Source organism: Kosakonia sp. CCTCC M2018092 (assembly GCF_003864115.1).
GTDB classification, from domain to species: domain Bacteria; phylum Pseudomonadota; class Gammaproteobacteria; order Enterobacterales; family Enterobacteriaceae; genus Kosakonia; species Kosakonia cowanii.
This window is the reverse complement of the sequence record NZ_CP034225.1, coordinates 4288330-4313754: the sequence shown is the minus strand read 5'-3', so window position 1 is coordinate 4313754 and position 25425 is coordinate 4288330. Positions and strand designations below refer to the sequence as shown.

The 25425-nt window shown below is 55.4% G+C and carries 23 protein-coding genes; 12 read left to right on the top strand and 11 right to left on the bottom strand.

Features of this window, described 5'->3' with window-relative positions; translation table 11 throughout:
* Nucleotides 1-148 precede the first annotated feature (148 nt).
* Nucleotides 149-613 (top strand): FxsA family protein, encoded by a 465-nt coding sequence (locus EH164_RS20330; RefSeq protein ID WP_042718491.1) that lies wholly within the window; start codon nt 149-151, stop codon nt 611-613.
* A gap of 31 nt (nt 614-644) precedes the next feature.
* On the opposite strand, the gene yjeH is transcribed toward EH164_RS20330, so the two are convergent.
* Nucleotides 645-1901 (bottom strand): L-methionine/branched-chain amino acid transporter, encoded by a 1257-nt coding sequence (yjeH, locus tag EH164_RS20325; protein ID WP_124970476.1) that lies wholly within the window; start codon nt 1899-1901, stop codon nt 645-647.
* Nucleotides 1902-2139: 238 nt separating this feature from the next.
* Between yjeH and EH164_RS20320 the strand changes: the two genes are divergently transcribed.
* A complete protein-coding gene (locus EH164_RS20320; RefSeq protein ID WP_007372708.1) occupies nt 2140-2433 on the top strand; it encodes a co-chaperone GroES in 294 nt (97 codons plus the stop codon).
* Nucleotides 2434-2477: 44 nt separating this feature from the next.
* Nucleotides 2478-4124 carry a chaperonin GroEL gene (gene groL / locus EH164_RS20315; RefSeq protein ID WP_023478547.1) on the top strand — a complete coding sequence of 549 codons (1647 nt, stop codon included), beginning with the start codon at nt 2478-2480 and terminating at the stop codon, nt 4122-4124.
* Nucleotides 4125-4211: 87 nt separating this feature from the next.
* On the opposite strand, the gene EH164_RS20310 is transcribed toward groL, so the two are convergent.
* Nucleotides 4212-4913 carry a winged helix-turn-helix domain-containing protein gene (locus EH164_RS20310; RefSeq protein ID WP_164483631.1) on the bottom strand — a complete coding sequence of 234 codons (702 nt, stop codon included), beginning with the start codon at nt 4911-4913 and terminating at the stop codon, nt 4212-4214.
* Between the two features lie 492 nt (nt 4914-5405).
* Between EH164_RS20310 and EH164_RS20305 the strand changes: the two genes are divergently transcribed.
* The 4 genes from EH164_RS20305 (at nt 5406) to EH164_RS20290 (ending at nt 12416) form a co-directional block, all read left to right on the top strand.
* Complete coding sequence (locus EH164_RS20305) at nt 5406-5846, top strand: hypothetical protein (RefSeq protein ID WP_124970470.1); 441 nt, start codon at nt 5406-5408, stop codon at nt 5844-5846.
* Nucleotides 5847-5924: 78 nt separating this feature from the next.
* Nucleotides 5925-9944: an Ig-like domain-containing protein gene (locus tag EH164_RS20300; RefSeq protein WP_164483630.1), complete on the top strand. Its 4020-nt coding sequence runs from the start codon at nt 5925-5927 to the stop codon at nt 9942-9944.
* Between the two features lie 157 nt (nt 9945-10101).
* The gene (locus EH164_RS20295) at nt 10102-10455 is read left to right on the top strand and encodes a DUF4156 domain-containing protein (protein ID WP_023478338.1); all 354 of its coding nucleotides are present in this window, start codon (nt 10102-10104) and stop codon (nt 10453-10455) included.
* A gap of 317 nt (nt 10456-10772) precedes the next feature.
* Nucleotides 10773-12416 (top strand): methyl-accepting chemotaxis protein, encoded by a 1644-nt coding sequence (locus EH164_RS20290; protein WP_124970464.1) that lies wholly within the window; start codon nt 10773-10775, stop codon nt 12414-12416.
* 77 nt (nt 12417-12493) lie between these two features.
* Here the strand turns inward: EH164_RS20290 and epmB are convergent, their stop codons facing one another.
* Nucleotides 12494-13522, bottom strand: coding sequence for an EF-P beta-lysylation protein EpmB (gene epmB / locus EH164_RS20285; protein WP_054803047.1), 1029 nt, complete (start codon nt 13520-13522; stop codon nt 12494-12496).
* A 41-nt stretch (nt 13523-13563) separates the two neighbouring features.
* Between epmB and efp the strand changes: the two genes are divergently transcribed.
* From efp to ecnB, 3 genes are all read left to right on the top strand, one after another.
* The gene (gene efp / locus EH164_RS20280) at nt 13564-14130 is read left to right on the top strand and encodes an elongation factor P (RefSeq protein ID WP_023478480.1); all 567 of its coding nucleotides are present in this window, start codon (nt 13564-13566) and stop codon (nt 14128-14130) included.
* Between the two features lie 57 nt (nt 14131-14187).
* Entirely contained in the window at nt 14188-14319 is a 132-nt protein-coding gene (locus tag EH164_RS20275) for an entericidin A/B family lipoprotein (RefSeq protein ID WP_034811937.1), read from the top strand.
* A gap of 108 nt (nt 14320-14427) precedes the next feature.
* Nucleotides 14428-14574, top strand: coding sequence for a lipoprotein toxin entericidin B (gene ecnB, locus EH164_RS20270; protein WP_023478333.1), 147 nt, complete (start codon nt 14428-14430; stop codon nt 14572-14574).
* A 29-nt stretch (nt 14575-14603) separates the two neighbouring features.
* Here the strand turns inward: ecnB and EH164_RS20265 are convergent, their stop codons facing one another.
* Complete coding sequence (locus EH164_RS20265; protein ID WP_124970461.1) at nt 14604-15203, bottom strand: LuxR C-terminal-related transcriptional regulator; 600 nt, start codon at nt 15201-15203, stop codon at nt 14604-14606.
* 266 nt (nt 15204-15469) lie between these two features.
* Here EH164_RS20265 and sugE point away from each other — a divergent pair, with 266 nt between their 5' ends.
* On the top strand, nt 15470-15787 hold the full coding sequence (gene sugE, locus EH164_RS20260; RefSeq protein ID WP_023478475.1) for a quaternary ammonium compound efflux SMR transporter SugE: 318 nt from the start codon (nt 15470-15472) through the stop codon (nt 15785-15787).
* Here the strand turns inward: sugE and EH164_RS20255 are convergent.
* The 5 genes from EH164_RS20255 to frdA all read right to left on the bottom strand — a co-directional run bounded on the left by EH164_RS20255 (nt 15784) and on the right by frdA (nt 19691).
* On the bottom strand, nt 15784-16314 hold the full coding sequence (locus EH164_RS20255; RefSeq protein WP_124970457.1) for a lipocalin family protein: 531 nt from the start codon (nt 16312-16314) through the stop codon (nt 15784-15786). The two genes, sugE and EH164_RS20255, sit on opposite strands and share 4 nt — an antisense overlap.
* A gap of 83 nt (nt 16315-16397) precedes the next feature.
* A complete protein-coding gene (frdD, locus tag EH164_RS20250; protein WP_124970454.1) occupies nt 16398-16757 on the bottom strand; it encodes a fumarate reductase subunit FrdD in 360 nt (119 codons plus the stop codon).
* A gap of 10 nt (nt 16758-16767) precedes the next feature.
* Entirely contained in the window at nt 16768-17163 is a 396-nt protein-coding gene (gene frdC, locus EH164_RS20245) for a fumarate reductase subunit FrdC (protein WP_124971623.1), read from the bottom strand.
* Between the two features lie 10 nt (nt 17164-17173).
* On the bottom strand, nt 17174-17908 hold the full coding sequence (locus EH164_RS20240) for a succinate dehydrogenase/fumarate reductase iron-sulfur subunit (protein ID WP_054803043.1): 735 nt from the start codon (nt 17906-17908) through the stop codon (nt 17174-17176).
* Nucleotides 17901-19691, bottom strand: a complete 1791-nt coding sequence (gene frdA, locus EH164_RS20235) for a fumarate reductase (quinol) flavoprotein subunit (RefSeq protein WP_023478379.1) — start codon at nt 19689-19691, stop codon at nt 17901-17903. Before frdA ends, EH164_RS20240 begins: the two co-directional genes overlap by 8 nt.
* 307 nt (nt 19692-19998) lie before the next feature.
* Here frdA and epmA point away from each other — a divergent pair, with 307 nt between their 5' ends.
* Nucleotides 19999-20976: an elongation factor P--(R)-beta-lysine ligase gene (gene epmA / locus EH164_RS20230; protein ID WP_124970451.1), complete on the top strand. Its 978-nt coding sequence runs from the start codon at nt 19999-20001 to the stop codon at nt 20974-20976.
* A gap of 87 nt (nt 20977-21063) precedes the next feature.
* Here the strand turns inward: epmA and mscM are convergent, their stop codons facing one another.
* Nucleotides 21064-24396 (bottom strand): miniconductance mechanosensitive channel MscM, encoded by a 3333-nt coding sequence (gene mscM, locus EH164_RS20225; protein ID WP_124970448.1) that lies wholly within the window; start codon nt 24394-24396, stop codon nt 21064-21066.
* Nucleotides 24397-24418: 22 nt separating this feature from the next.
* On the bottom strand, nt 24419-25390 hold the full coding sequence (asd, locus tag EH164_RS20220; protein WP_124970445.1) for an archaetidylserine decarboxylase: 972 nt from the start codon (nt 25388-25390) through the stop codon (nt 24419-24421).
* Nucleotides 25391-25425 lie beyond the last annotated feature (35 nt).

The window sequence follows — 25425 nt, the reverse complement described above, 5'->3', positions numbered from 1 at the left end:
AAATAAGTCACCGCTGCGTAACAAACAAAACTTTACACCACCGGGGAAATTGAATTTTTCAGCTTTGCCACCATCTCATCCCTATGCGATTTCGCAGACTCATTTTAGCAACGGTGAGATGACCGTTGCTCGTTTACAGGAGAAGCCAGTGCGCTGGATACCGTTTATTGCTTTTTTCTTATACGTTTACATCGAAATTTCGATCTTCATCCAGGTGGCTCACGTCTTTGGCGTGCTGATGACCCTCATTCTGGTGCTCTTCACCTCGGTTATCGGCATGTCGCTGGTGCGCAACCAGGGCTTTAAAAACCTGATGGCGATGCAGCAGAAGATGGCGGCGGGTGAAAGCCCGGCGGCCGAGATGATCAAGAGCGTGTCGCTGGTGATCGCTGGCCTGTTGCTGCTGCTGCCCGGTTTCTTTACCGACTTCCTCGGCCTGCTGCTGCTGGTGCCGCCGGTGCAAAAACTGATCACCCTCAAGCTGATGCCGCACCTGCGCTTTTCGCGCGGGCCGGGCGCGGGCGCCGGGTTTGGCGGTGGCGACACCTTTGAAGGCGAATATCAGCGTAAAGATGACCCCAACAACCGTCTGGATCATAAAGACGATCGTTAAGCTCCGCTGCCCGGCCTTGCCGGGCATTTTTTTATTCCGACACAGAACGAACCGTTGTCGTGCGCCGCTTCGGTAAAAAGAGCCACAGCGCCGCCAGCATCACCACCGCATACAAACTCTTCCAGCCTGGAATGATCAGCAACAGCAGGCAGAGCACGCTTCCCAACGCCGCCAGCGCCTTATAGCGCCCTTTCAGCAAGCGGCACCCCGCCAGCATGCAGAGCAGGTAGATCATGATAAAAATCCCGTTGGCGTAGATGATCAGCGTGTCGAGATTGATATTGAAGGCGTAAATCGCCAGCGTGCAGGCCACGCAGCAGAGAATCACCGCGTTGAGAGCATTAAGCGGCAGCTGGCGCGCCGAGAGTTTTGCCAGCGCGCTGTCGGGTTTGTAGGCCGCCTGCGACCACACCAGCCGCGCGAAGCTCTGAATATAGATATTGAGGCTGGCGAAACAGGCGAGATAGCCAATAATGCAGGCCACCCACAGCGCCTGCTTACCAAAGAGATCGACGACAATCACCGGCAGCGAGGCCGCTGCGCCCAGGTGATGCCAGAGATCGAACTTCAGCACCGCCACGGTACAGGCCCAGTAGACGGTGCCTGCCAGCAGCAGGCCAATCATCAGCGCACGGGGGAAATCCCGCTCCGGGTTTTTGAACTCCGAGGCGAGATGGGCGAACGCCTCCAGCCCGACAAAACACCAGAACATCACCGCTAATGAAGCGGACATCTCAGAGAGGGAAACGTCGCCGAGCGGTGGGAAGGGGATATCGCGCAGCGTAATGCCGCCGCGCCACCAGATGGCGACCAGCAGAGCAACGATCAGCCCGGCGATAATCGATTGCAGGTTGGCGCTGGATCCCGCTCCGCGCGTACCGATAAGCCAGATCAGCGCCAGCGTCATCAGCTCTGCCATCAGCAGCATCGGCCCCTGCCAGCCAAAGAGCCCCTGCCAGAAACCGGCGGCGATATGCAGGGCCGCAGGCAGCCCAACCGGGATCACCGAGAGAAACAGCCAGCCGGTCACCCGCTGCAAACGCGGACCAAACGCCATGCCGACAAAGTGGGCGACGCCGCCTGCGCTGGGGAAGTGACGTCCGAGAATGGCAAAGACAATCGCCACCGGGAACACCAGCACGATGAGTAACGGCCACGCCCACAGGCTGCTGTTACCAGCGGCCAGAGCCGCCAGCGCCGGAACGGCGAAGACCCCGGTGCCCAGTAACGAGGTAGAGAGTAATCCAACGCCCTGCGCCAGCCCCAGCTCTTGTTTTAATCCGCTCATTTTTTTCTGTTTGTCTCTTATCGGGAGCGTCGATGGTAGCACAAGCTGTTTTACTTATGGCTCGCCGTTCCCTGCCAGGAAAGGGAGGGGGCAGTCGATTGCATTTTCGAAAATTTTTTTTGTTTTACCCCTTGAAGGGGGAGAGGCCTAACCCCATCTCTCAGGTCACCAGCCGGATAACCGCATGGACCCGGCCTCACCATAACTGATAAAGACTTTCTCAAAGGAGAGCTATCAAATGAGTATTCGTCCGTTACATGATCGTGTGATCGTCAAACGTAAGGAAGTTGAGTCTAAATCTGCTGGCGGTATCGTTCTGACCGGTTCTGCGGCAGGCAAATCAACTCGTGGCGAAATCATCGCTGTCGGTAAGGGCCGCATCCTGGAAAACGGTACTGTTCAGCCGCTGGACGTGAAAGTGGGCGATATCGTGATTTTCAACGATGGTTACGGTGTGAAGGCTGAGAAGATCGACAACGAAGAAGTGCTGATTATGTCCGAAAGCGACATTCTGGCAATTGTTGAAGCGTAACAACGCGCGCGAACGAACCTGAACGAATTTAAGGAATACAGAAAATGGCAGCTAAAGACGTAAAATTCGGTAACGACGCTCGTGTAAAAATGCTGCGCGGCGTAAATGTTCTGGCAGATGCAGTGAAAGTTACCCTCGGTCCGAAAGGCCGTAATGTGGTTCTGGATAAATCTTTCGGTGCACCGACCATCACCAAAGATGGTGTTTCCGTAGCACGTGAAATCGAACTGGAAGACAAGTTCGAAAACATGGGCGCGCAGATGGTGAAAGAAGTTGCCTCCAAAGCGAACGACGCTGCGGGCGACGGTACCACCACCGCGACCGTTCTGGCACAGTCCATCATCACTGAAGGTCTGAAAGCCGTTGCTGCGGGCATGAACCCGATGGATCTGAAACGCGGTATCGACAAAGCTGTCGCTTCTGCCGTTGAAGAGTTGAAAGCGCTCTCCGTACCGTGCTCTGACTCTAAAGCTATCGCTCAGGTTGGTACCATCTCCGCTAACTCCGACGAAACCGTAGGTAAACTGATCGCTGAAGCGATGGATAAAGTCGGTAAAGAAGGCGTGATCACCGTTGAAGACGGTACCGGTCTGCAGGACGAACTGGACGTGGTTGAAGGTATGCAGTTCGACCGTGGCTACCTCTCCCCTTACTTCATCAACAAGCCGGAAACTGGCGCAGTAGAGCTGGAAAGCCCGTTCATCCTGCTGGCTGATAAGAAAATCTCCAACATCCGCGAAATGCTGCCGGTTCTCGAAGCCGTTGCTAAAGCAGGCAAACCGCTGCTGATCATCGCTGAAGATGTGGAAGGCGAAGCGCTGGCGACCCTGGTGGTTAACACCATGCGCGGCATCGTGAAAGTGGCTGCGGTGAAAGCACCGGGCTTCGGCGACCGTCGTAAAGCAATGCTGCAGGATATCGCAACCCTGACTGCCGGTACCGTTATCTCTGAAGAGATCGGTATGGAGCTGGAAAAAGCGACCCTGGAAGATCTGGGTCAGGCGAAACGCGTTGTCATCAACAAAGACACCACCACCATCATCGATGGCGTGGGTGAAGAGACCGCTATTCAGGGTCGCGTAACGCAGATTCGTCAGCAGATCGAAGAAGCTACTTCCGATTACGACCGTGAAAAACTGCAGGAGCGCGTAGCGAAACTGGCAGGCGGCGTTGCGGTAATCAAAGTTGGCGCTGCGACCGAAGTTGAGATGAAAGAGAAGAAAGCCCGCGTTGAAGATGCGCTGCACGCAACCCGTGCTGCCGTTGAAGAGGGCGTGGTTGCCGGTGGTGGCGTGGCGCTGATTCGCGTAGCCAGCAAACTGGCTGAGCTGAAAGGTCAGAACGAAGACCAGAACGTGGGTATCAAAGTTGCGCTGCGCGCAATGGAAGCTCCGCTGCGTCAGATCGTGCTGAACTGCGGCGAAGAGCCGTCTGTTGTTGCGAACATGGTTAAAGCGGGCGACGGTAACTACGGTTACAACGCAGCGACCGAAGAGTACGGCAACATGATCGACATGGGTATCCTGGATCCGACTAAAGTGACCCGTTCTGCACTGCAGTACGCGGCATCCGTAGCCGGTCTGATGATCACTACCGAGTGCATGGTTACCGATCTGCCGAAAAGCGACGCGCCTGATTTAGGTGCTGCTGGCGGTATGGGTGGCATGGGCGGTATGGGCGGCATGATGTAATTGCTGCCGGACACGTGCCCGCAAAACCGGGCGCGGGTTCAACGAAGAGGAGCGGGCTTAATGCCCGCTCTTTTTTTTGCCTGCGTTTCAGCCCGCAGGCGAGTTGGCCGGGCAGGCCTGCGGGGCTTTATCGCGGGTTGCTTCCTGCTCAACGGCCAGATCGTCTACCAGCGTCATAAATTTGAGTTTGTCACTCGACGCAAGCAACCGGGACTCCTCCTCGCTCTCCGCCGGCATAAAATCGCACTGGGTGAACGTCACGACGCTTTTGCCAAATTCAGGCAGCGGCGCGCTGAGGGTACGGCTCTGCCACAGACCAAAGAGCATAAAGGTGCAGAGCAAAAACAGCACCAGCAGCGCCAGCGCGCCGTACTGTTTACGCGCAATCATTGAGTCAGGCGCGGCTGGTACTGGTGCAGCCGCTGGCGCTGGTACTGCCACGTCACGATTTTCCGTGACGGCGATAACGGAGATATCGCGGCTGAATATAAAGCCGGTTTTGGGGATGGTTTTAATCACCTGCGCGCCTAAGCCAAAGTCCGTCATCGTTCTGCGCAGCAGTGAGATGTACTGGTTGAGCGTGTTATTGGTGGAGTGCAAACCATACCGCTCCCAGACCGCCTGAAAGATCGCATCGCGGGTCACGATCTCGCCGCGATGCTCGATAAAAAAGAGCAGTAAGCGGCTGCCGGCGAGGGTTAAAAACCGTTTTTCATTTTCAGTGCCCGCGCCCCATATCGCGCCATCGGCGGGTCTGAAATAGATTTCCTTATCTATAATAAAGAGCATATTGATACCTTTCATGATGCCGTCGGTCATGGAATAAATTAAAAAGAAAAAGTTAGATGCTTCTGTAATAAAGAAATTAATTAATACTTACTTTAACCTGTTAATTAAATCACTCTATTCAGAATGATGAGGCTGCTTAAAAAATGTAACCATATTGTCCATGCTACCTATATTGTCAATAAATAAAGCCGCTTTTTTTCTGTTTTAAGAGACGCATCCCGACAATTTACCAGACAATTCTCAGCGAAGGGGCGGGATTTTGTTATTATTTTTCTTATAATAATTATGCGTTGCGCTGAAAGTGGCTTATATAACGATAAATTATCTTGTTTGTATCCAATATTCCGATATAAATAGCTTAAAGCTAAATTGCGAATTTATTATACAACCTTATTAGGTGCGTGTGATGTGTGAGTGGGAATATCCTCACGGCATTCGCACGTTTAAAGCCTGATATTTTTTTAATGGTTAAATTTTAAGGGAAAAAATAAAATGAACAATTTAAATGCCATTATATTAAGCAGCGCGTGCGTATTTCTCCTCTCAGCTTGTGCGGGTAATAAAAACAGCCCAAAAGAGAGCGTTTCGGCACTCAGCGCCAGTAACGTCAGCGCGCCACAAGGCGCGGCGGCGGAGCGCAAATCACCCTTTTTCGATGGGATCGTTATTGCATCAACTAACAACGCCTGTATCGACAAATTTAACTTCATTCGCGGCACTGATACGTCGACCTATAAAAATTACTCTGATGATTACTCAAAAATAGGCGAAGGCTACAAGTTTCTGAACATTAATAAAAACATCATGGGTAAAGAGGCGAAAGAGATCTACACCATGCAGCTCGATCTCAAGCTGGATACCCTGTGTGCGAAGGCGCACTACACGAGTTACCAAATCGTTAAAGAAAAGATGCGAAACCTTGCCAGCATCTGACAGAGGCATCGCCAGTTTTTATTTTGAATGCCGTTTTTAAAAACGGCTTTTTCGTCTTTTTTCCTTGATGACTTAATAATGAAAACCAGACAACTTCCCGGCTGGAAGCGTGGTACCGCGTGGGTAATTATCGCGCTCCAGTTATTCAGCCCACTCTTTTTCTCCTTCACTCCTGCGGCACAGGCAAAAGAATATGCCGATTATCGCAGCATGGATGAAACGATGGCCGGGCTACAGGCGCTCATTAGCGAGCCCAGAATGTTATCCCACACCCTTTCACCGACGGTTGCACCCCCGGCGCAAAATAACCCGCCTTTGCCGACGCTCGATATGCAGACGGAGGAGGCAGTTGAACCTGCCGCAGCCGATGCGTGGCTGGCACCGAAAGTTGCGCAGACCGGTCAATTACTGATGTCGGAAAATGTCGGGAAAGCGTCTGCTGATTTCGCTCGCAGCGTAGGTGGTGGGTTGATTAACCAGCAGCTTCAGGACTGGGTGGGGCAAAAAGGCACGGTGAATGCCACGCTGGATAGCGACGGCAACATTGGCGGCGATGTGCTTTTACCCCTGCATGATACCGAGGATCAACTGCTATTCGGTCAACTGGGGCTGCGTAAAAATGATGAACGCAACATTACCAATATTGGTCTTGGCTATCGCCAGCAGATCGATGCCTGGATGTACGGCGTCAATACCTTCTATGACTACGACTACACGGGCAAAAACGCCCGTTTAGGGATTGGTGGCGAAGCGTGGGGGAATTTCCTGAAACTGTCGGCGAACGCCTATCACCGTCTTACGGACTGGCACCCCTCGACGATTGAAAAGATGAAAGATCACGACGAACGCCCGGCGAACGGATTTGATCTTCGTCTTGATGGTTGGTTGCCATCGCAACCCCAGTGGGGCGGCTCGGTAAAGTATGAGCGCTACTTTGGCAAAAATATCGCGCTGACCAGTAGCGGAGATCTGAAAAACGATCCCTGGGCGTTAACGTTGGGGCTGAACTACTCGCCCTTTCCGCTGTTAACGCTCTCCGGAGAGCGCTCATTTGGAGACACCCGTGACACCCGCTTTGATCTGTCGATGAACTATCGCCTCGGCGTGCCGCTGTGGCGTCAGCTCGATGCCGATAATCTGGAAATCCAGCGTAGCCTGATGGGAAGCAAATATGCATTGGTGGCTCGTAACTACAACATTGTGATGCAGTACCGAAAGCAGCTGTTGGTGGCGCTTTCCATTCCGCAGCACTATACGGTTGAGGCGGGTACGACGCTCTCTATTCCTGTGACGGTGGCAAAAGCGAAATATGGGCTGAAGCGTATTGAATGGCAGGCATCGGCGAATTTCAGCGTCAATGGTGGCAGCTTCAGCCAACCGTCAATGACGGCGCTGGAGGTGCAGGTTCCGGCGTATGCTCCCAGCCACAACCGGGCAGCCAGTGCGTCGCAGGATTATGTTTTAACCGCCATCGGCGTAGATGAAAAAGGCAATCGCTCTGAGCCGGTGACAACTACTCTCCACGTGATGCGCTCAAGTGTTGTGGTGGATCAGCTCACGCTCACCCCTGACGCGGCGCAGATCGCTGATAATCAGCACGCCTTTACGGTAAAAGCCAGAATTGTGAACCGTGACAGGCAGCCGCTTGTTGGACAGCGCGTGGCATTTCGCGTGTCACAGCTGACTGACAATAACAATGTGTCGGCGGCGACCCTCTTTACCGATCATGCCTCTGATAAAGAGTGGCTGGAGGTCGACACCAATAACCAGGGGATCGCAGCGGTACAACTGCGAAGCCGGGTGGTCGGCAATGGTGTTTTGACCGCCGCTTTGCGTAACGGTAATGAACGTAGCGCGCGAGTCGAGTTTATTGCCGATGTCGCGTCAGCGCGGCTCACCGAGCTTACCGTACTCGCTGATAACGCGGTGGCAAACGGCGTGCAAACCAACAAACTTCGCGCCACGGTCACTGACCGCTACGGCAACCCGCTGGCCAGTTACCCAGTGATGTTTTCGGCAGACAACGGTGCCACGCTGGTGGAAGGCAGCCCGGTGCTGACGGATGCGCAAGGGCAGGCGATGCTGTCGCTGACCCATACTCGCGCGGGGATATCCACCGTCACGGCGAATGCTAACAATCTCTCACTCAGTAAAACGGTGACCTTTGAGGTTGACCGCGCAACGGCGCACTTTGTGCAGAGCAGCGTGGCGCAAAATGCCCTCGCCAATGGCAACGACATCAACATGATGCAGGTTAGAGTTGCGGATGCGCTCGGCAACCCGATTCCCGGCATGGCGATCCAGTTTGTGCCCGATAGCCCGGTGAAAGTCTCCCCAGCGCAGGCTGTCACGGACGCACAAGGGGAAGCGCAAACGGCGTTAACCAGCCGCAGGGCGGGGAGCTTTAATGCCGCTGCGAATCTGGTGGGCACTTCCCATTCGGCGAGGTTGACCACGACTTTTCTCCCGGATGGCAATTCCGCGCAGCTGCCTGATGAAAATTTAGTAATCTCGCCCGATGGTGCAGCGGCTAATGGCAGGGCTACAAACGGTGTGACCGCGACGGTGGTGGATGCTTATGACAACCCGCTCTCCGGTGTGGCGGTCAGATTCAGCGTCAGTTCTGGGGCAACGCTGGCGGCGAGTGCCGGTCTTACGGGCGCAGATGGCAAAGTGAGCACGACGGTGGTGAGCAGTACCGCCGGGGTCTATACGGTAAATGCCACGGTAAACGGCTCAACTATCAGCAAGTCTACTCTCTTCGTAGCTGACACCGCGACGGCGCGTATCGACGACGCCCATCTGCTGGTTGATACCAATAACGCAGTGGCGGATGGCAACGCCATGAATAACCTCACTGCCATTGTGAAAGATGCCAGCGGGAACATCCTGAGCGGCATGCTGGTGAAATTTACCGTCAGCACCGGGGCGGCACTGACCACGGCCCAGGGGGTAACCGATGACGATGGCAAAGTGAGTACCAGCGTCACCAGCCTGCGCGCAGGCAGCTACACCGTGACGGCCGCCGTAGGCACAACTTACGCCAGCAAGTCGGTTAACTTCACTGGTGATGTCACAACGGCGGCTATCGCCAGCGTTGTGCTGGATGGCCCGGCGATAGAGAAAGATGCCAACGGCACCGACAGCTTTGACTTCAGGGCAACGGTTGAGGATGCGAACGGCAACGCGATCGGCGGGGTAACGGTTAACTGGGCGCAGGATAAAGGGTCAGATGTCACTATCACCAGCCAGAGTGTAACCGACAGCGCCGGTGTCGCCGTGGGGACGCTGCTCAGTACGCGCGCTGAGGCGATAAACGTCCAGGTCGCCGCATCGCTCAGTAACGCGAGCCATGTCAATGCCAACAAGAAGGTGAGCTTTACCCTGCCGCCAGTGCTGGTGCATGGCACCACTATAAACGCCGTTACCGGCATCGCGATTTCGGGTGTCACGGTGAAGATCTTCCGTTCGCAGGGCGATGCGCAACCGCTTCACACCATAGTGTCGGACAGTAGCGGTAAATACTCCCTGACGCTTAAACAAGGAGATTACTTTGTGGAGGCGAGTCTGGCGGGCTATATCACGCTGGAAACGGACTTAGTGGCGAGTCTGCTGGGCGTCACTGATTACACAAAAAACTTTGTGCTCTCCCCGCTGCTTAACGGTAAGGCGGCGCGTATGGTGTTGACCTGGGATGCCAGGCCGAAAGATCTCGATTCGCACCTGTTTGTGCCGGTAGGTAACAGTACTGCTCATGTCCAGTACTCCTCCCGTAAGCCAGCAGGAGCAGATGCGGAACTGGATGTGGATAATACGCAGGGCTATGGCCCGGAAACGATTACCATCAACCGAATGCATCCTGGAAATTACTGCTACGCGGTTTACCGTTATTCGACCGACCATAACGATATAAGCGGTGCGAAAGTGAAGCTCTATCTTGCTGATGGTCGCTCCTATGACTGGGAATCTGTTAATGCCAACGGGTATCTCAGTAACCGTGTCTGGGCGATTGTGAAGTTCGTTGTCGCCCAGGACGGGACCGTCGATGTCGTGCCAATCAATACGCTTTTTACTGGCAGTAACATAAATCGTTGCTAATGCTGTACTTAAGCCCCGGCCATCACGGCGGGGCTTTTTTGCTATTTTCGCTGATTTATCTGACCTGCGATGGCGGCGTTTTTCTTTTAGTCATCTTTTTAGTATAAGGTTTAGACACGGACGAACCGCGTCCAGCTCATTGATTACGGGGAATAACATGTCGGTAAAATATTTGGCGGGAATGGTTGGCGCAGCGTTTCTGTTGGCGGGTTGCAGCAGCAGTAATGATCTCACCGCAGGCGGCCAGAACGTGCGTTTTGTAGAAGATAAACCGGCCGCACAGTGCCAGTATCTCGGCACCGCCAGCGGTAAGCAGAGCAACTGGCTCTCTGGCCAGCATGGCGAAGAGGGCGGCTCAATGCGCGGCGCGGCAAATGCTCTGCGCAACCAGGCCGCCGCTATGGGCGGTAATGTGCTTTACAACGTAAGCAGCCCGACGCAGGGCGTGCTGTCGAGCTTTGTGCCGACCGCCAGCGAAATGAACGCTCAGGTTTACAAGTGCCCTAACTGATTTTTCCCTTCTGCCCGCCAGTGATGGCGGGCGCGCTGAAAGAACTGATATTTTTCCCATCGCTGTTATTTATTCTCTGCTTGTAAATAAGAGGATTATAATTTTCCTGCTAATTAAATTTAGCCTCTCTGAATATTAAGTTTTCTTAAGCTTGATGATTTTTTTAATTATATTTCTGCGAATTCTATCTTTTTTTAAAAAAGAGGATATATCGAGATAAAGTAATAATTTTCGCTGCCGATATTCACTTCAGGACGAAACGCGAGGGAGTGTGAAAAAACAATACTATTTCTTGCATGAAGTGTCGGGAGTTACCAATGAATATTACAAAGAGATTGTTACTCGCTTTCTCATTACTGATTTTTAGCCTTATCGGCACAAACCTGATTGCGATATTTTCTTTATCGAAACTGGGTGAGTCGCAAACGAACTTTAAAGAAAATACCTTACCCAGCCTGGACATGATGAACAAAGAGATGCTGAAAGTGCTGACGATTCGCGGCCAGCTCTTCATTCACGGTCTGACTGAGGAACCTGCCGGGATGGCGGAAATCAAACAGAACGCATTAAAGTTGTATGACGACGTTTACGCCATGCACCAGGGTTACATTAAAGATCTCGTTTCCGATCAACACGATCAGGAAATGTCGAATAAAACGCTGGGCGATTTAGAAAAGTTTCGCGCAGTGATGGATCAATTTTTTAAAGTCTCAGAAGGTAATGACCGGGCTGCCATTATTCAGGCTATGCGTAAAGGCGGGCCGGTTGCCGAAAGTATTGCCATATTAACTAACGACTTTACCGATCAGGTTGCTTATAACGGCAAGCTGGTAAATGACGCTGTCTCTGCTAACTCCAGCTTAATTAATCGCTCGATGGTTTTATCCGTTTCCGCCACGCTGGTCGCGACGCTGGTTCTCGGTCTGTTTGGTCTCTTTACCGTGCTTAACATCAAGCGTCGCCTTAACGATATGCGCGATGGCATGGAAAATATAAGCGAGAAACTGGATCTGAGCCAGGCGCTGACAACCGGGCGTATGGATGAGATTGGCCGTGCGGTCGCGGCGTTTAACCTGCTGGTCGAGCGTGTCTCTGAATCGCTGAAGATGGTGCGCGCCGCCTCTAGCTCGGTGAATACGGCAGCGAATGAGATTGCGTTAGGCAATAACGAACTCTCAGCACGTACTGAACAGCAGTCGGCGGCAGTGGTTGAAACAGCCGCCAGCATGGAAGAGCTTAGCTCGACGGTGAAACAGAACGCCGAGAACGCCCATCAGGCGAGCCAACTGGCGATTACCGCTTCCGATACCGCTGCACAGGGCGGCAACGTAGTCAGCGTGGCGGTAAACCGCATGAAAGACATTATGGAGAGCTCAAAACGCATCTCTGAAATCACCTCGGTGATTAACGGCATCGCTTTCCAGACCAACATCCTCGCACTGAACGCGGCAGTAGAAGCGGCAAGGGCAGGGGATCAGGGCCGCGGATTTGCGGTGGTAGCGGGCGAAGTTCGCTCACTGGCCCAGCGCAGCGCGCAGGCAGCCAAAGAGATTGAAACGCTGATCAGCGAATCGGTGAACTATGTGCAGGAGGGTTCCCGTCAGGTGGATCTGGCTGGCGAAACCATGAGCGGCATCGTTAACTCCGTCATGCAGGTGAAGGATTTGATGCAGGAGATCGCCGCTGCCTCTGATGAGCAGAACCGTGGCATCGGTCAGATTGCGCAGGCGATGTCTGAAATGGATACCACGACCCAGCAGAACGCCTCGCTGGTACAGGAGTCCTCGGCGGCAGCGGGTAGCCTTGAAGAGCAGGCCACGAAACTGCAGCAGCTGGTGGATGTGTTCCGTTTACCGGGCCAGCAGCCGACTCGCGCCAGCGCCAGCTCCGTGAAAGCACCCGTACAGCGTGCGCATCTGGCACCTGCCGGCGGCAGCGATGAGGGCTGGGAGACATTTTAAAGTTCCGACACGCGCTTGTTTCCCGTGCAAGCGCTTTTTCACGGTCGCGTTGCGTATTTCGCGACCGTGCTTTTTTTTTACTGTTGACGCAGTTGTAGATCCAGCGGCGTTTTACTCGGCTCACCGCCAATCTCCCGCGCCAGCTTCGGCACCATATACCCCGACACCAGCGTCAGTAACTCACGCATAATCTCCCGCGCCGTTTCATCGCTCACCATAAAGTGCGCCGCGCCCTCTACCCGATCCAGCACATGCAGATAGTAAGGCAGCACGCCCGCGTCGAATAAGGCGTTGCTGAGATCCGCCAGCGTCTGCGCATTGTCATTCACGCCGCGCAGCAGCACGCTCTGGTTGAGCAGCGTGACGCCCGCCTGGCGCAGCTGCGCCATTGCCGCGCGGAAATCGTCGCCAATCTCCTGCGCGTGGTTGATATGGTTCACCAGCAAAATTTGCAGCGAGGAGCGGGCGAAGCGGGCAACCAGCGTGTCGGTGATGCGCGCCGGGATCACAATCGGCAGGCGACTATGAATGCGCAGGCGTTTAAGGTGTGGAATGGCTTCCAGCTGGGCGATCAACCACTCAAGCTCGTGATCTTTTGCCATCAGCGGATCGCCGCCGGAAAAAATGATCTCATCCAGCTCAGGGTGCGCGGCGATATAATCCAGCGCGCCCTGCCAGTTCCGCTTGTTGCCCTGGTTATCGGCATACGGGAAGTGGCGACGGAAACAGTAGCGACAATTTACCGCACAGCCGCCCTTGACCAGCAGCAGCGCGCGGTTACGGTATTTGTGCAGCAGACCAGGCACCACGCTGCTCTGCTCATCCAGCGGATCGGTGCTGTAACCCGGTGCTGAGATGAACTCTTCGCTGGTGGTAAGTACCTGACGCAAAAGCGGATCGTTAACATCGCCTTTGCGCATGCGCGCGACAAACGCCCGCGGCACCCGCAGCGGGAAAAGCCGCTTTGCTTCGCGTCCGCGCAGCAGTGCTTCATCAGGTTCTATATTTAAAATATGTAGCAGTTCATCGGGATCGGTGATTACATCGGCAAGTTGCAATAACCAATCTTCTCTGGAAGGGGATTTTAGGGTTACAATGTGTGCCATTTTTTTGGCTAAGCTACCAGTTAACAATTTCAGAGGGCCTTATGGCGACTTACTATAGCAACGATTTTCGTGCCGGTCTTAAAATCATGATGGACGGCGAACCGTACGCGGTTGAGGCCAGCGAATTCGTGAAACCGGGCAAAGGCCAGGCGTTCGCACGCGTTAAACTGCGTCGTCTGCTGACCGGTACCCGCGTTGAGAAAACCTTCAAGTCTACCGACTCGGCTGAAGGCGCGGACGTTGTGGATATGAACCTGACTTACCTCTACAACGACGGTGAGTTCTGGCACTTCATGAACAACGAAACCTTTGAACAGCTCTCTGCTGATAAAAAAGCGATTGGCGACAGCGAAAAATGGCTGCTGGATCAGGCAGAGTGCATCGTGACTCTGTGGAACGGCCAGCCGATCTCCGTCACGCCGCCGAACTTCGTTGAACTGGAAATCGTTGATACCGATCCGGGTCTGAAAGGTGATACCGCAGGTACTGGCGGTAAACCGGCTACCCTGAGCACCGGCGCTGTGGTTAAAGTGCCGCTGTTCGTACAGGTTGGCGAAGTGATTAAAGTCGATACCCGCTCCGGCGAATACGTATCTCGCGTGAAGTAATGCGCGCAACCGCGACGTAGCGCTCTGCTGCGTCGCGGGTTCGTTGAGGCCCGGATAATGCAACGTCTCGCAAAACTCCTCTCACTGCTGCTTATCAGCTGCGCACTGCTCGCAGGCTGCAATACCGCGCGCGGTATCGGCGAAGATGTGCAGACGCTTGGTCATATCATTTCGCACGCCGCCAGTTAATAACTTCCTCTCGTCTTAAAAATCCGCTTTTTTCCCGTCGCTTTTCGGGAATTTGTCTATGCTTAAGTGGCTATACACAAACGATATTGACAATAAAAGGAAGATATTATGGTTAAGAAGACATTTGTTGCGATCTTTTCTGTACTGGTTCTTTCATCCGTGCTGACGGCGTGTAACACCACCCGTGGCGTCGGCGAAGATATCTCCGATGGCGGTAGCGCAATTTCTGGCGCTGCGACCAAAGCACAACAGTGATGACTGCCGGTACGGCCTGTGCCGTACCGTTAGTTTGCCTCTGGGAGCGACAAAAACGGCGTAAAGCGGTTTCCCATCCCCAACTTCATACGAATGTTTCTTTTGTAGGTATAAACGGTTTTCCCGTTGATCCGCATGTTTGCTGCGATTGCCGCGTTATCTCTGCCTTCCATCCACAGGGTTAATACTTTCTCTTCCTGACGCGTTAACAGCGGCGTCACGACTCGCCGTGACTGCCTGACCGGGCGCGCCTGCATCATGTTATCAATGGCCTGCGCCACTTTTTCCAGCGGATCCGTCTTTTGCAGGATCGCCGCAATCGGAAATTGCGCGCAAAACGCCGACAGCTGTGTGTCATAGCCCGACTCCAGCAGCATCACCTGGCAGGATGCACCACATACCGAGAAGAGCGAAGCAAGTTGTTGAATATGATGAATTTCATCTTTAAAGCTGTGTAAATCAATAATCACCAGATCCGGCTGCCACTGGACAATATGCTCTTTCGCCAGCATCAAATTATGCAGAGCGGTGACAAGGAAAGAGGCGGGAAACAGATCGGTTTGATTGAGCCAGGATTCCATCCCTGAACGGGTGAAGTAACAGCGGTCAATCACAAGCATTTTGAACATATTTTTCTTCGCAGTCAGAGTAGGGCGCACGGCTTTCTGAATCCAGGAAAGCGATTCATCATATTCGCTGGATATGATGAATAAATGCCTGAATTCCGCTGCGAAGAGGGGCTATTTCTTGCTTTAACTTCCTGAAACTGAATGGGGGTTTGTGGGGTTGAAATCCTCAGGTAAAGAAGGGAAAATCTGACACTCATCACCTGGCTGGCGGGACGACCCGACAGCGTCACTTATTATTCGGGGACGGCCCCGTACTGGAGCCAACCATGTCCTGGTTTATTCTCGTCATCGCCGGTCTTCTTGAAGTCGTCTGGGCTATCGGCCTGAAATATACCCACGGTTTTACCCGCATCACTCCCAGTATTATTACCGTCGTGGCGATGCTTATTAGCGTCGTGCTGCTTTCATGGGCAATGAAAACCCTGCCGGTCGGTACCGCTTATGCGGTCTGGACCGGCATTGGCGCCGTTGGCGCGGCGATCGCCGGGATTGTATTACTCGGCGAGTCCGCAAGCCTGGCGCGTATCGTTAGCCTCTGTTTGATTGTGGCCGGAATTATTGGCTTAAAAATCAGCGCCCATTAATGGGGCTGATCGACCCAGATTAGCTTGTTCACTTCGAAGCCCTGGCGGGTCGCGTCTGCCAGCATCTTCTCTTTCACGTCGGCCGAAATGGTCGGCGTGCGGGAGAGGATCCACAGATAGTCGCGATCCGGGCCGCAAATCAGCGCATGGCGATACTCTTTATCCAGCGAGATGATGTTGTAGCCGCCATAGAACGGGCCAAAGAATGAGACCTTCAGCGACGCGGTGCGCGGATCGCCGGTGAAGTAGGCTTTCCCGACCGACTCCTGCCATTTGCCGCGATCCGGGTTATAACCCCGGTTGATAACGGTTAAGCCGCCATCGTCGCGCAGGCTGTAGGTCGCGGTGACGCGCTCCAGACCGCTCTCAAAGCGGTGATCGAAGCGGGCGATCTCGTACCATTTCCCTAAGTAGCGTTGCGTATCGAAATTCTGCACCACGGTAACGCCTTTTGGCGGTGTGGGCGTGCTGCAGGCCGTGACTAAAAAAGCAGCGGTGACCGCTGCGAAGATAGGCAGTAAACGCATGGTATTCTCCCTCCTGGCTTTTACGTAAGTGTAGAAGATGGCGGGAAATTTGCTCTCCTGCGCATGCAGGAGAGCGACAGGTTTTACAGGAAAATTACGCCGACTAACGCAACGACACTAATAATCGCCGCGAGGCCGTAGAAAATCCATTTGCCCTGGGGCAGATGCACTTTCAAATCGTGCATCATGTGGTGGATGCGGTGCAGACCGCACCAGACCGGCAGCACAATCATTAAGAAGAGAAAGGCGCGGCCAATGAAGCTTTGGGCAAAGGCGATAACGCGCTCGTAGTTCAGCGCCTCGCCGGGGAAGAGACCGAGCGGCAGCAGCAGGCCGACCAGCAGGATCATCACCGGCGCGAAGATGGCGCTCCACATACCGCCTGCGCCAAACAGCCCCCAGAACATCGGTTCGTCAGAACGTTTTGGATTTGGGTTAATCATTATCAATTCCTCACCAGAACAGGGCGATAAACAGCACAACCACCGTGACCACGGTAGCCACCACCCATAGCCCTTTTACCACCGGCTCTGGCCCCATTTTTTCGCCTTTCACAATGATCAGCGACGCTTTTGGTGCCAGATCGAACCAGGTTTTGGTATGCAACAGCGCGGCCGCCAGTGCGATCAGGTTGAGCAGCAGCACCACCGGGTTTTGCAGGAAAGCGACAAAGCCCATCCAGCTCTCCGGCCCGTTTTTCAGCGCGAAAAGGCCATACAGCAGCTCAAGGCTGAACCACACCGCCGGGATCGCCGTCCCTTCGCGCAGCATATAGAAGCGATAAAACGGCAGGGTTTTCCACCAGCTTGACGGCATGGGGCGAACCCAGGCCTTACGTTTAGTCGTCATCATGCACTCCTTAGCGAGGTTTCAGGGTGGCGATAAGAAAGTCTTTCGAACTCTCAATCTTGCCCTGCTGAATGGCGGCGGCCGGGTCGACGTGCTTCGGACAGACTTCCGAGCAGTAACCGACAAACGTACAACTCCACACGCCGTTCTGGCCGTTGAGTTGCGCCATGCGCTCTTGTTTGCCGTGGTCGCGGCTGTCGAGGTTATAGCGGTGCGCCAGCGTAATCGCCGCCGGGCCGATAAACTCCGGATTGAGGCCAAACTGCGGGCAGGCGGCATAGCAGAGGCCGCAGTTGATGCAGCCGGAGAACTGGTGATACTTCGCCATCTGCGCCGGAGTCTGTTTGCCCGGCCCCTGATCCGGCGTGCGCGTATTGCCGATGATATAGGGCTTAATCGCCTCAAGGCTCTCGATAAAGTGGGTCATATCAACCACCAGATCGCGCTCAATCGGGAAGTTGGCCAGCGCCTCGACTTTCAACCCTTTGGTGTAGTCACGCAGAAAGGTTTTGCAGGCCAGCTTCGGCACTTTGTTGACCATCATGCCGCAGGAGCCGCAAATCGCCATCCGGCACGACCAGCGATAGCTGAGATCGGGTGCGAGGTTATCTTTGATATAGCCCAGCGCATCGAGCAGCGAGGTGGCTTCATCGTAAGGCACGTCGTAGAAGGCACTGTGCGGCGCGTTGTCGACCTCCGGGTTATAGCGCACCACTTCAATCTTCAGGTTCTTCATCTCAGACATTGTTCGTCTCCTTCTTCTCACCCGACTCCGCTTCTGCCCCGTAAACGCGTTTCGCCGGTGGCAGCGTGGTGATTTTCACGTCGCTGTACTCGAGGCGGGTTGTACCGTCCGCTTCGCGGAACGCGAGCGTATGTTTGAGGAAGTTAACGTCATCGCGCTCGGTACAGCCTTCGTCGAGACGCTGATGGGCACCGCGCGACTCTTTGCGTGCCAGCGCCGAGTGAGCCATACATTCTGCAACGTTCAGGCCGTGGCCCAGCTCAAGGGTGTAGAGAATATCGGTGTTGAAGACGCTGGAGGTGTCGGTGATGCGTACCCGTTTGAAGCGCTCCTGTAGCTCAGCAAGCTTATCGACGGTTTTCTGCATCAGCTCCGGCGTACGGTAAATGCCACAGCCCTCTTCCATCGATTCGCCCATCTCATCGCGGATTTTCGCCCAGCTCTCGGTGCCGTTCTGATTCACCAGCGCCTTCAGACGCTGTTCAACATCGGCGGCCTGAGCGTTGAGCGCATCGTCATTTGCCGGGCTGGCCGTGGAGGCGCGTTCAACCGCCTGTTCGCCCGCCAGGCGGCCAAAGACCACCAGTTCCGCCAGCGAGTTAGAGCCAAGACGGTTAGCACCGTGCAGGCCGACCGAGGAGCACTCACCGACGGCAAACAGCCCGGCGATGCGCGATTCGCAATTCTGATCCGTCTCAATGCCGCCCATAGTGTAGTGCGCGGTCGGGCGCACCGGGATCGGTTCTTTGATCGGATCGACGCCGACATAGGCTTTTGCCAGCTCGCAAATAAAGGGCAGGCGCTCTTTGATCTTCTTCTCGCCAAGGTGGCGCAGATCGAGATGCACTACATCGCCGCGCGGTGTGGAGATGGTGTTGCCTTTGCGCCACTCGTGCCAGAAGGCCTGCGATACTTTGTCGCGCGGGCCAAGCTCCATATATTTGTTTTTCGGCTCGCCGAGCGGTGTTTCCGGCCCCATGCCGTAATCCTGCAAATAGCGATAGCCGTTTTTGTTCACCAGGATACCGCCTTCGCCGCGGCAGCCCTCCGTCATCAGAATGCCGGAGCCGGGCAGGCCGGTCGGGTGATACTGCACAAACTCCATATCGCGCAGCGGCACGCCGTGCGACAGCGCCATTCCCATGCCGTCGCCGGTAACGATGCCGCCGTTGGTGTTATAGCGGTAAACGCGGCCCGCACCGCCGGTGGCCATCACCACCGCGTTGGCGCGGATCTGGATCAGCGTGCCTTCCATCATGTTCATCGCGACCAGGCCGCGCGCGTGGTTGTCATCCACCAGGATGTCGAGCACGAAATGTTCGTCGAAACGCTGAATTTGCGGGAACTGCAACGAGGTTTGAAACAGCGTATGCAGCATGTGGAAGCCGGTTTTATCGGCAGCGAACCAGGTGCGCTCGATCTTCATGCCGCCAAAGCGACGCACGTTGACCGTGCCGTCTTCGCGGCGGCTCCACGGGCAGCCCCACTGTTCAAGCTGGGTCATCTCCGTGGGGCAGTGATGGACAAAGTAGTCGACGACATCCTGTTCGCAAAGCCAGTCACCACCCGCCACGGTATCGTGGAAGTGATATTCGAAGCTGTCATGATCCTGGGCGACGGCGGCGGAACCACCCTCGGCGGCAACGGTGTGGCTGCGCATGGGATAGACTTTTGAAATCAGTGCGATTTTAGCGTTGGGATGGGCCTGCGCCGCGGCAATCGCGGTGCGTAATCCTGCTCCGCCTGCGCCAATCACAGCGATATCGGCTTGAAAGGTTTGCACGACATTCCTCCAGATTATTGTTGTTCCGCAACGATAAGCCAGGTGCGCTTGCCTTCATTACGGAAGAGGTCCACTGCTCCTTTTGGGGTAGCGGGCAGTATATCCGCATTGACTGAGGGGAAATTTGACGTGTTCGAGTGTTTTGCTGTTCTTCCGCGTGATACGGCTTCCAGCTTGATCGATATCATCTCTAAATAGCTCATATCTATTTATTGACGAGGGCTATGAAAATTATCTGTGCAAAATTTGTCTAAGCAGATCGATGCGGGTAGACTTCGTGCCCTTGTTAGAAATCGGAGAAAGAACCATGAGCGAGACGGCAACCTGGCAGCCGAGCGCATCCATCCCCAACTTATTGAAACGCGCGGCAATTATGGCGGAAATTCGCCGTTTCTTTGCCGATCGCGGCGTACTGGAGGTGGAGACGCCCTGTATGAGTCAGGCAACGGTGACCGATGTGCATCTGGTCCCGTTTGAAACCCGTTTTGTTGGCCCCGGCCACTCTCAGGGCATCAATCTCTACCTGATGACCAGCCCCGAATACCATATGAAGCGCCTGCTGGCCGCGGGCTGTGGCCCGGTTTTCCAGCTCTGCCGCAGCTTTCGTAATGAAGAGATGGGGCGTCATCACAACCCTGAATTCACCATGCTCGAATGGTATCGTCCGCACTATGACATGTACCGTTTGATGAATGAGGTGGATGATTTGCTGCAACAGGTGCTGGAGTGCCCGGCCGCAGAGTCGCTCTCCTATCAGCAGGCGTTCCAGCGCTACCTGGAGGTCGATCCGCTTTCGGCGGATAAAGCGCAACTGCGTGAAGTGGCGGCGAAGCTGGATCTGAGCAATATCGCCGATACGGAAGAGGATCGCGACACCCTGCTGCAACTGCTGTTCGCCATGGGTGTTGAGCCGCAGATCGGTAAAGATCGTCCTACCTTTGTTTACCACTTCCCGGCCAGCCAGGCGGCGCTGGCGCAGATCAGCACCGAAGATCACCGCGTCGCGGAGCGGTTTGAGGTCTACTTTAAAGGGATTGAGCTGGCGAACGGCTTCCATGAGCTGACCGATGCCCGCGAGCAGCAGCAGCGCTTCGAGCAGGATAACCGCAAGCGCGCCGCGCGCGGATTGCCGCAGCAGCCGGTGGATCATAATTTGCTGGAAGCGTTAAAAGCAGGCCTGCCGGACTGCTCCGGCGTCGCGCTGGGCGTTGACCGCCTGGTGATGCTGGCGCTGCAGGCTGAAACGCTGGCGGAAGTGATGGCGTTTAGCGTCGACCGCTCGTAACTGCCCGTTTGTGCCGGGTGGCGGCTACGCCTTACCCGGCCTGAAGAGTAGCACCTCCGCAGGCCGGATAAGCCGGCACTCAAAGAGTTACAGGCTGCCCGCCGGGCGGCTGCTTCTCCCCGCTGAAGACAACGTTTTGGCCGCGCGTTTACCGTCGAGGCTCTCAAGGCGCATCTGGAACGGCGGGAAGGGCAGGTCGATGCCATGTTCACGGAAGCCCGCCAGAATAAGCTGGTGGATTTCGTGGCGCAGCGGCATACGATGGCCCATCTCAGCCGCATAGATGCGCAGCTCAAACAGCTGCAGCCCGTGCTGCAAATCCACCAGGAACACTTCCGGCGGCGGGTTATCAATCACCAGCGAACAGCGCTCGGCGGCGGTATAAAGGATCTGCGTCACCTCTTCGCTGTTGGCATCGACCGGCGCGGGCACCGTTAATACCACGCGCGTGACGGAGTCCGAGAGCGACCAGTTAATAAACTGCTCGGTGATAAAGGCCTTATTCGGCACGATGATCTCTTTGCGATCCCAGTCACTGATGGTGGTCGCTCGGGTATTGATCTTGGTAATGCTGCCGGTCAAATCGCGGATCGTCACCGTATCGCCGATACGGATCGGTTTCTCAAACAGGATGATCAGGCCAGAGATAAAGTTGGCGAAGATCTCCTGTAAACCAAACCCGAGACCAACACCGAGCGCGGCCACCAGCCACTGCAACTTCGACCACTCAATACCAATCATTGAGAAGCCCACCAGCCCGCCAAACAGCATCAGCAGATATTTGGTGATGGTGGTAATGGCGTAACCTGTCCCCGGCGTCAGCTCAAGGTGCTGCAACAGCGCCAGTTCAAGCAACGCAGGAAGGTTGCGCACCAGCTGGGTAGTGATAATAAACACCAGAATGGCAATCAGCACCGCGCCGAGGGTGATCGGTTCAAGACTTTCAACGCCCTGTACCGTGGAGGTGACATCCCACAGCGGAATATTCTCGAGGAAGCCGAAGGCAGAGTGGATCTCAGACCAGAGGAAAATCACCGACAGCAGGGCGATAAGCATCAAAATCGAGCGCACCAGGCGCAGGGACTGCACGCTGATGGCGTCGAGATCGACTTCCGGCTCGTCAATGTCGGCGGTGCCTTCGGTGCTGAGCTGATGTGCCGCATCCTCTTCACCGCGTGCGCGCTGCGCGAGGATTTCTGCGCGTCGATGACGTGCACGCTCGAAGGCCAGACGGCGACGCTGGATAAACATCCAACGGCGAATAATGTGATAGACCACCAGCAGCAGGAACCAGATAGCAACGGAGGTTTCCAGCCTTGCCAGCAGCGCCTGCGCGGTTGCCAAGTAACCGACCGCGGCAGCGAGAATCGCCGACAGCGGGGCGCAAAGCAGCAGGTTCCACAGCAGATGGTTAGCCATATTGTCGCCGTTGCCGCTCTTATCGACATACAGCGGAATGCCGGCGCGTTTCAGGCTCAGTGTCACAATCGCCAGCGCACCGCAAATCAGGATAAAGCAGAGCCGACCGAGCGAGCCGGAGAATTCCCGGTCGTTCAGGTTATCGAACATAATCAGCGCCATGATCAGCGGCACGATAAAGCCGATGCTCATCAGGTAGTAACGTAATCCGCGCGCCACGCGGTTTCGCGGCCAGCCGAAGTGGACGACAAACAGCCCGGTTGGTCGCGCGAAGGTCGCACAGATCATCACTGCCCATAGCAGCGGCACGGTGGCAGTAACACCATCACCAATCGCTACCGCCAGCGGATAGGGCCACGCCTCCTGCAAGCAGTAGCCGAGCGTTGCCCACAACACCGGTAATGGCGACGCCACCAGAATGGACCAGAAGACGGTGCGCATGGTGAGCCAGAAGTGATCCTGGGTCACTTTGCCCACGCGGGCGCTGGAGCGCTCCAGGAAGCGGGTGAAGTGGCGACGTGAGTAAATACTCACCCCCACCAGAATCAGCGCGCCAAACAGCGGGAAGAGCGTCTCTTTGCTGGTCAGCACCATCGCGCTGGCTTTGCCCAGCTGGCTGATGGTGTTCAGCGACAGCAGGCGGCGCAGATCCTGCACAATCTCAAGCGGCCAGGAGAAGCCCATCGGGCTGACATCCGCCGTCCAGAAGAGATAGCGGTGGGTCGCCTCATTCACCTCTTTTAACGCATCTTCGAGCTGGCTATTGGAAACTTTAAGTTTGGTCAGCTCCAGGATCAGCGTATCGCCGCCCTGCAACAGCGAATTGAGCAGTTCGCGCTGGGTGCGCAGCTGGGCTTCGAGAATACGGTTTTGCTCAGCGGTCAGCACCTTGCCATCCGCCTGGCGAATCTGTCGCAGTTGCGGCTGCTTATTGAGCAGATCTTCATAACGCATGCGGTGTACGCGCAGCTGCGCCATTTCGGTATCCAGCTGCTGCGGTTTCGGCATTTCAGGCAGACGAGCCACCTGCGCGCGCAGCGCTTCGCCGAGCATATTCGATGCGCCGAGCCACTGGGACTGCTCGCGCAGGGTATTGAGCGCCTGGCGCACCTGTAGCGTTTGCCCGGTTGCCTGGCGCTGCTGTGAAGCGACCAGATCCATGCGCTGCGCCTGCTGGTTCAGCGCCTGGGATAGCTCGCGGTTGATACGGAACTGCTCAACGATGCTGGCGGGCAGGTTCGCGCTATTTTCCGCCAGCATCTCCGTGCTCTCCAGTGCCTGCTCGGCTTCGCGCTGACGCTGGCTGTTGAGTTGATTACGCAGCGCCTGCAGATAAGCATCCAGCCGCTCGCTCTGCTTTTGCGCCAGCTCTGAGCGCATACGCGCCAGCTCCTGGCGGTTGTTGGCTGAAAGCTGCGCCAGCTCTAATTCATCAACCACTGCTTTCAGCTTTGCCGACTCTGCCTGGGCAGCAAAATTTTGCGCCTGGGCAAGCGCCGAGTTGCTGGTTTGTGCCCCGAGGCGACGCTCCACTTCCGTCACCTGGCGGCGGGCGTCGGTTTGCTGCTGGGGAAGCTGGCTTAAGGAGTCGCTGATCTCCCGCGCGCGCTCCTGCTCCTGCTGCGCCTGGCGCGTCTTCTCCAGCAGCTGGCTGCTGACTTGCAGGATCTCCTGGTTGAGCGCGTCGCTGCTCATGCCGGGTGAAACAGAAGGGGGATCGTCGCGCAGATTATCGAGCTGGGCGCGAAGGGTGCGGGAAAGTTTAGGGAAGTTGTCGATAACTTCCTGATACTGCTGGGCGTGTTCAAGGGAGCCTTTACGCTCATCGAGGGCGTTCAGCGCGCCTTGCAGCGTTTCAACAATTTCCGCCTGGTCCGGCGTGTTTTTCGCCGCTTTGGCTTGCTCCAGCTCCTGGGCAATTTGACGGGCATCGGGAGCCGTTGCGGCAACGGCTCCCTGGCTGAGGCACCAGGCCATCAGAAAAGCGATAATCAGGCGCACTACAGTCTCCCTGGGGCGAGGCTTAAACGTCTTCTTTGGTGTCGTCAACCAGCGGGTTGGCGTCATGTTCCGCTTTAATTTCTTCTTCCGGCAGCGGCGCAGGCTCCTGCGCATCAACCGGCACAAACGGCTCGGTGGAGAGCGCCAGCGGCTGGCCGATTTTGGTCACTGAGAGGCTGCGTAGCGCTTCAACCAGCTGCACTTTACCCGGCGCAAACAGGTTGATAACGGTGGAACCGAGCTTAAAGCGGCCCATCTCCTGGCCTTTCAACAGCGCGACCGCACCTTCGCTTTCGCCTTCCGGGAAGGTCCAGCGTTTGATGATCCCTTCGCGCGGCGGCGTAACGGTACCCGCCCAGACGGTTTCGATGCTGCCAACAATGGTCGCGCCAACAAGAATTTGCGCCATCGGGCCAAACTCAGTGTCGAACAGGCAGATGACGCGCTCGTTACGGGCGAAGAGGTTAGGTACGTTCTGCGCCGTTAAGTGGTTAACGGAGAAGAGGTCGCCCGGCACATAGATCATTTCACGCAGGATGCCGTTGCACGGCATATGCACGCGGTGGTAGTCGCGCGGCGAGAGGTAGGTGGTGACAAAGCTACCGTTACGGAACAGATCCGCCATCAGGTAGTTGCCTGCCAGCAGCGCTTCAAGGCTGTAGTTATGGCCTTTAGCCTGCAGGATTTTGTCATTGTCGATTGCGCCAAGCTGGCTTACTACGCCATCCGCCGGCATCACCAGCACGTTCGGATCGGTATTGAGCGGGCGTACTTCGTCGCGCAGCGGGCGGACGAAGAATTCGTTAAAAGAGCGGTAGCTGGCGGTATCCGGCTTCTGCGCCTCTTTCATATCGACCTTGTAGTATTTCACGAACAGATCGATAACCAGTTTGGTCAGCCAGCCTGCACGTTTGCTTGCGCCCCAGCCCGCCAGGCGAGTGAGCCACAGTTTCGGCAGAATGTATTGAAGCGAAAGTTTGAATGAGTTTAACAAGGTAGCCTCCAGGCCATTGTTTACTGTCGTTCCTG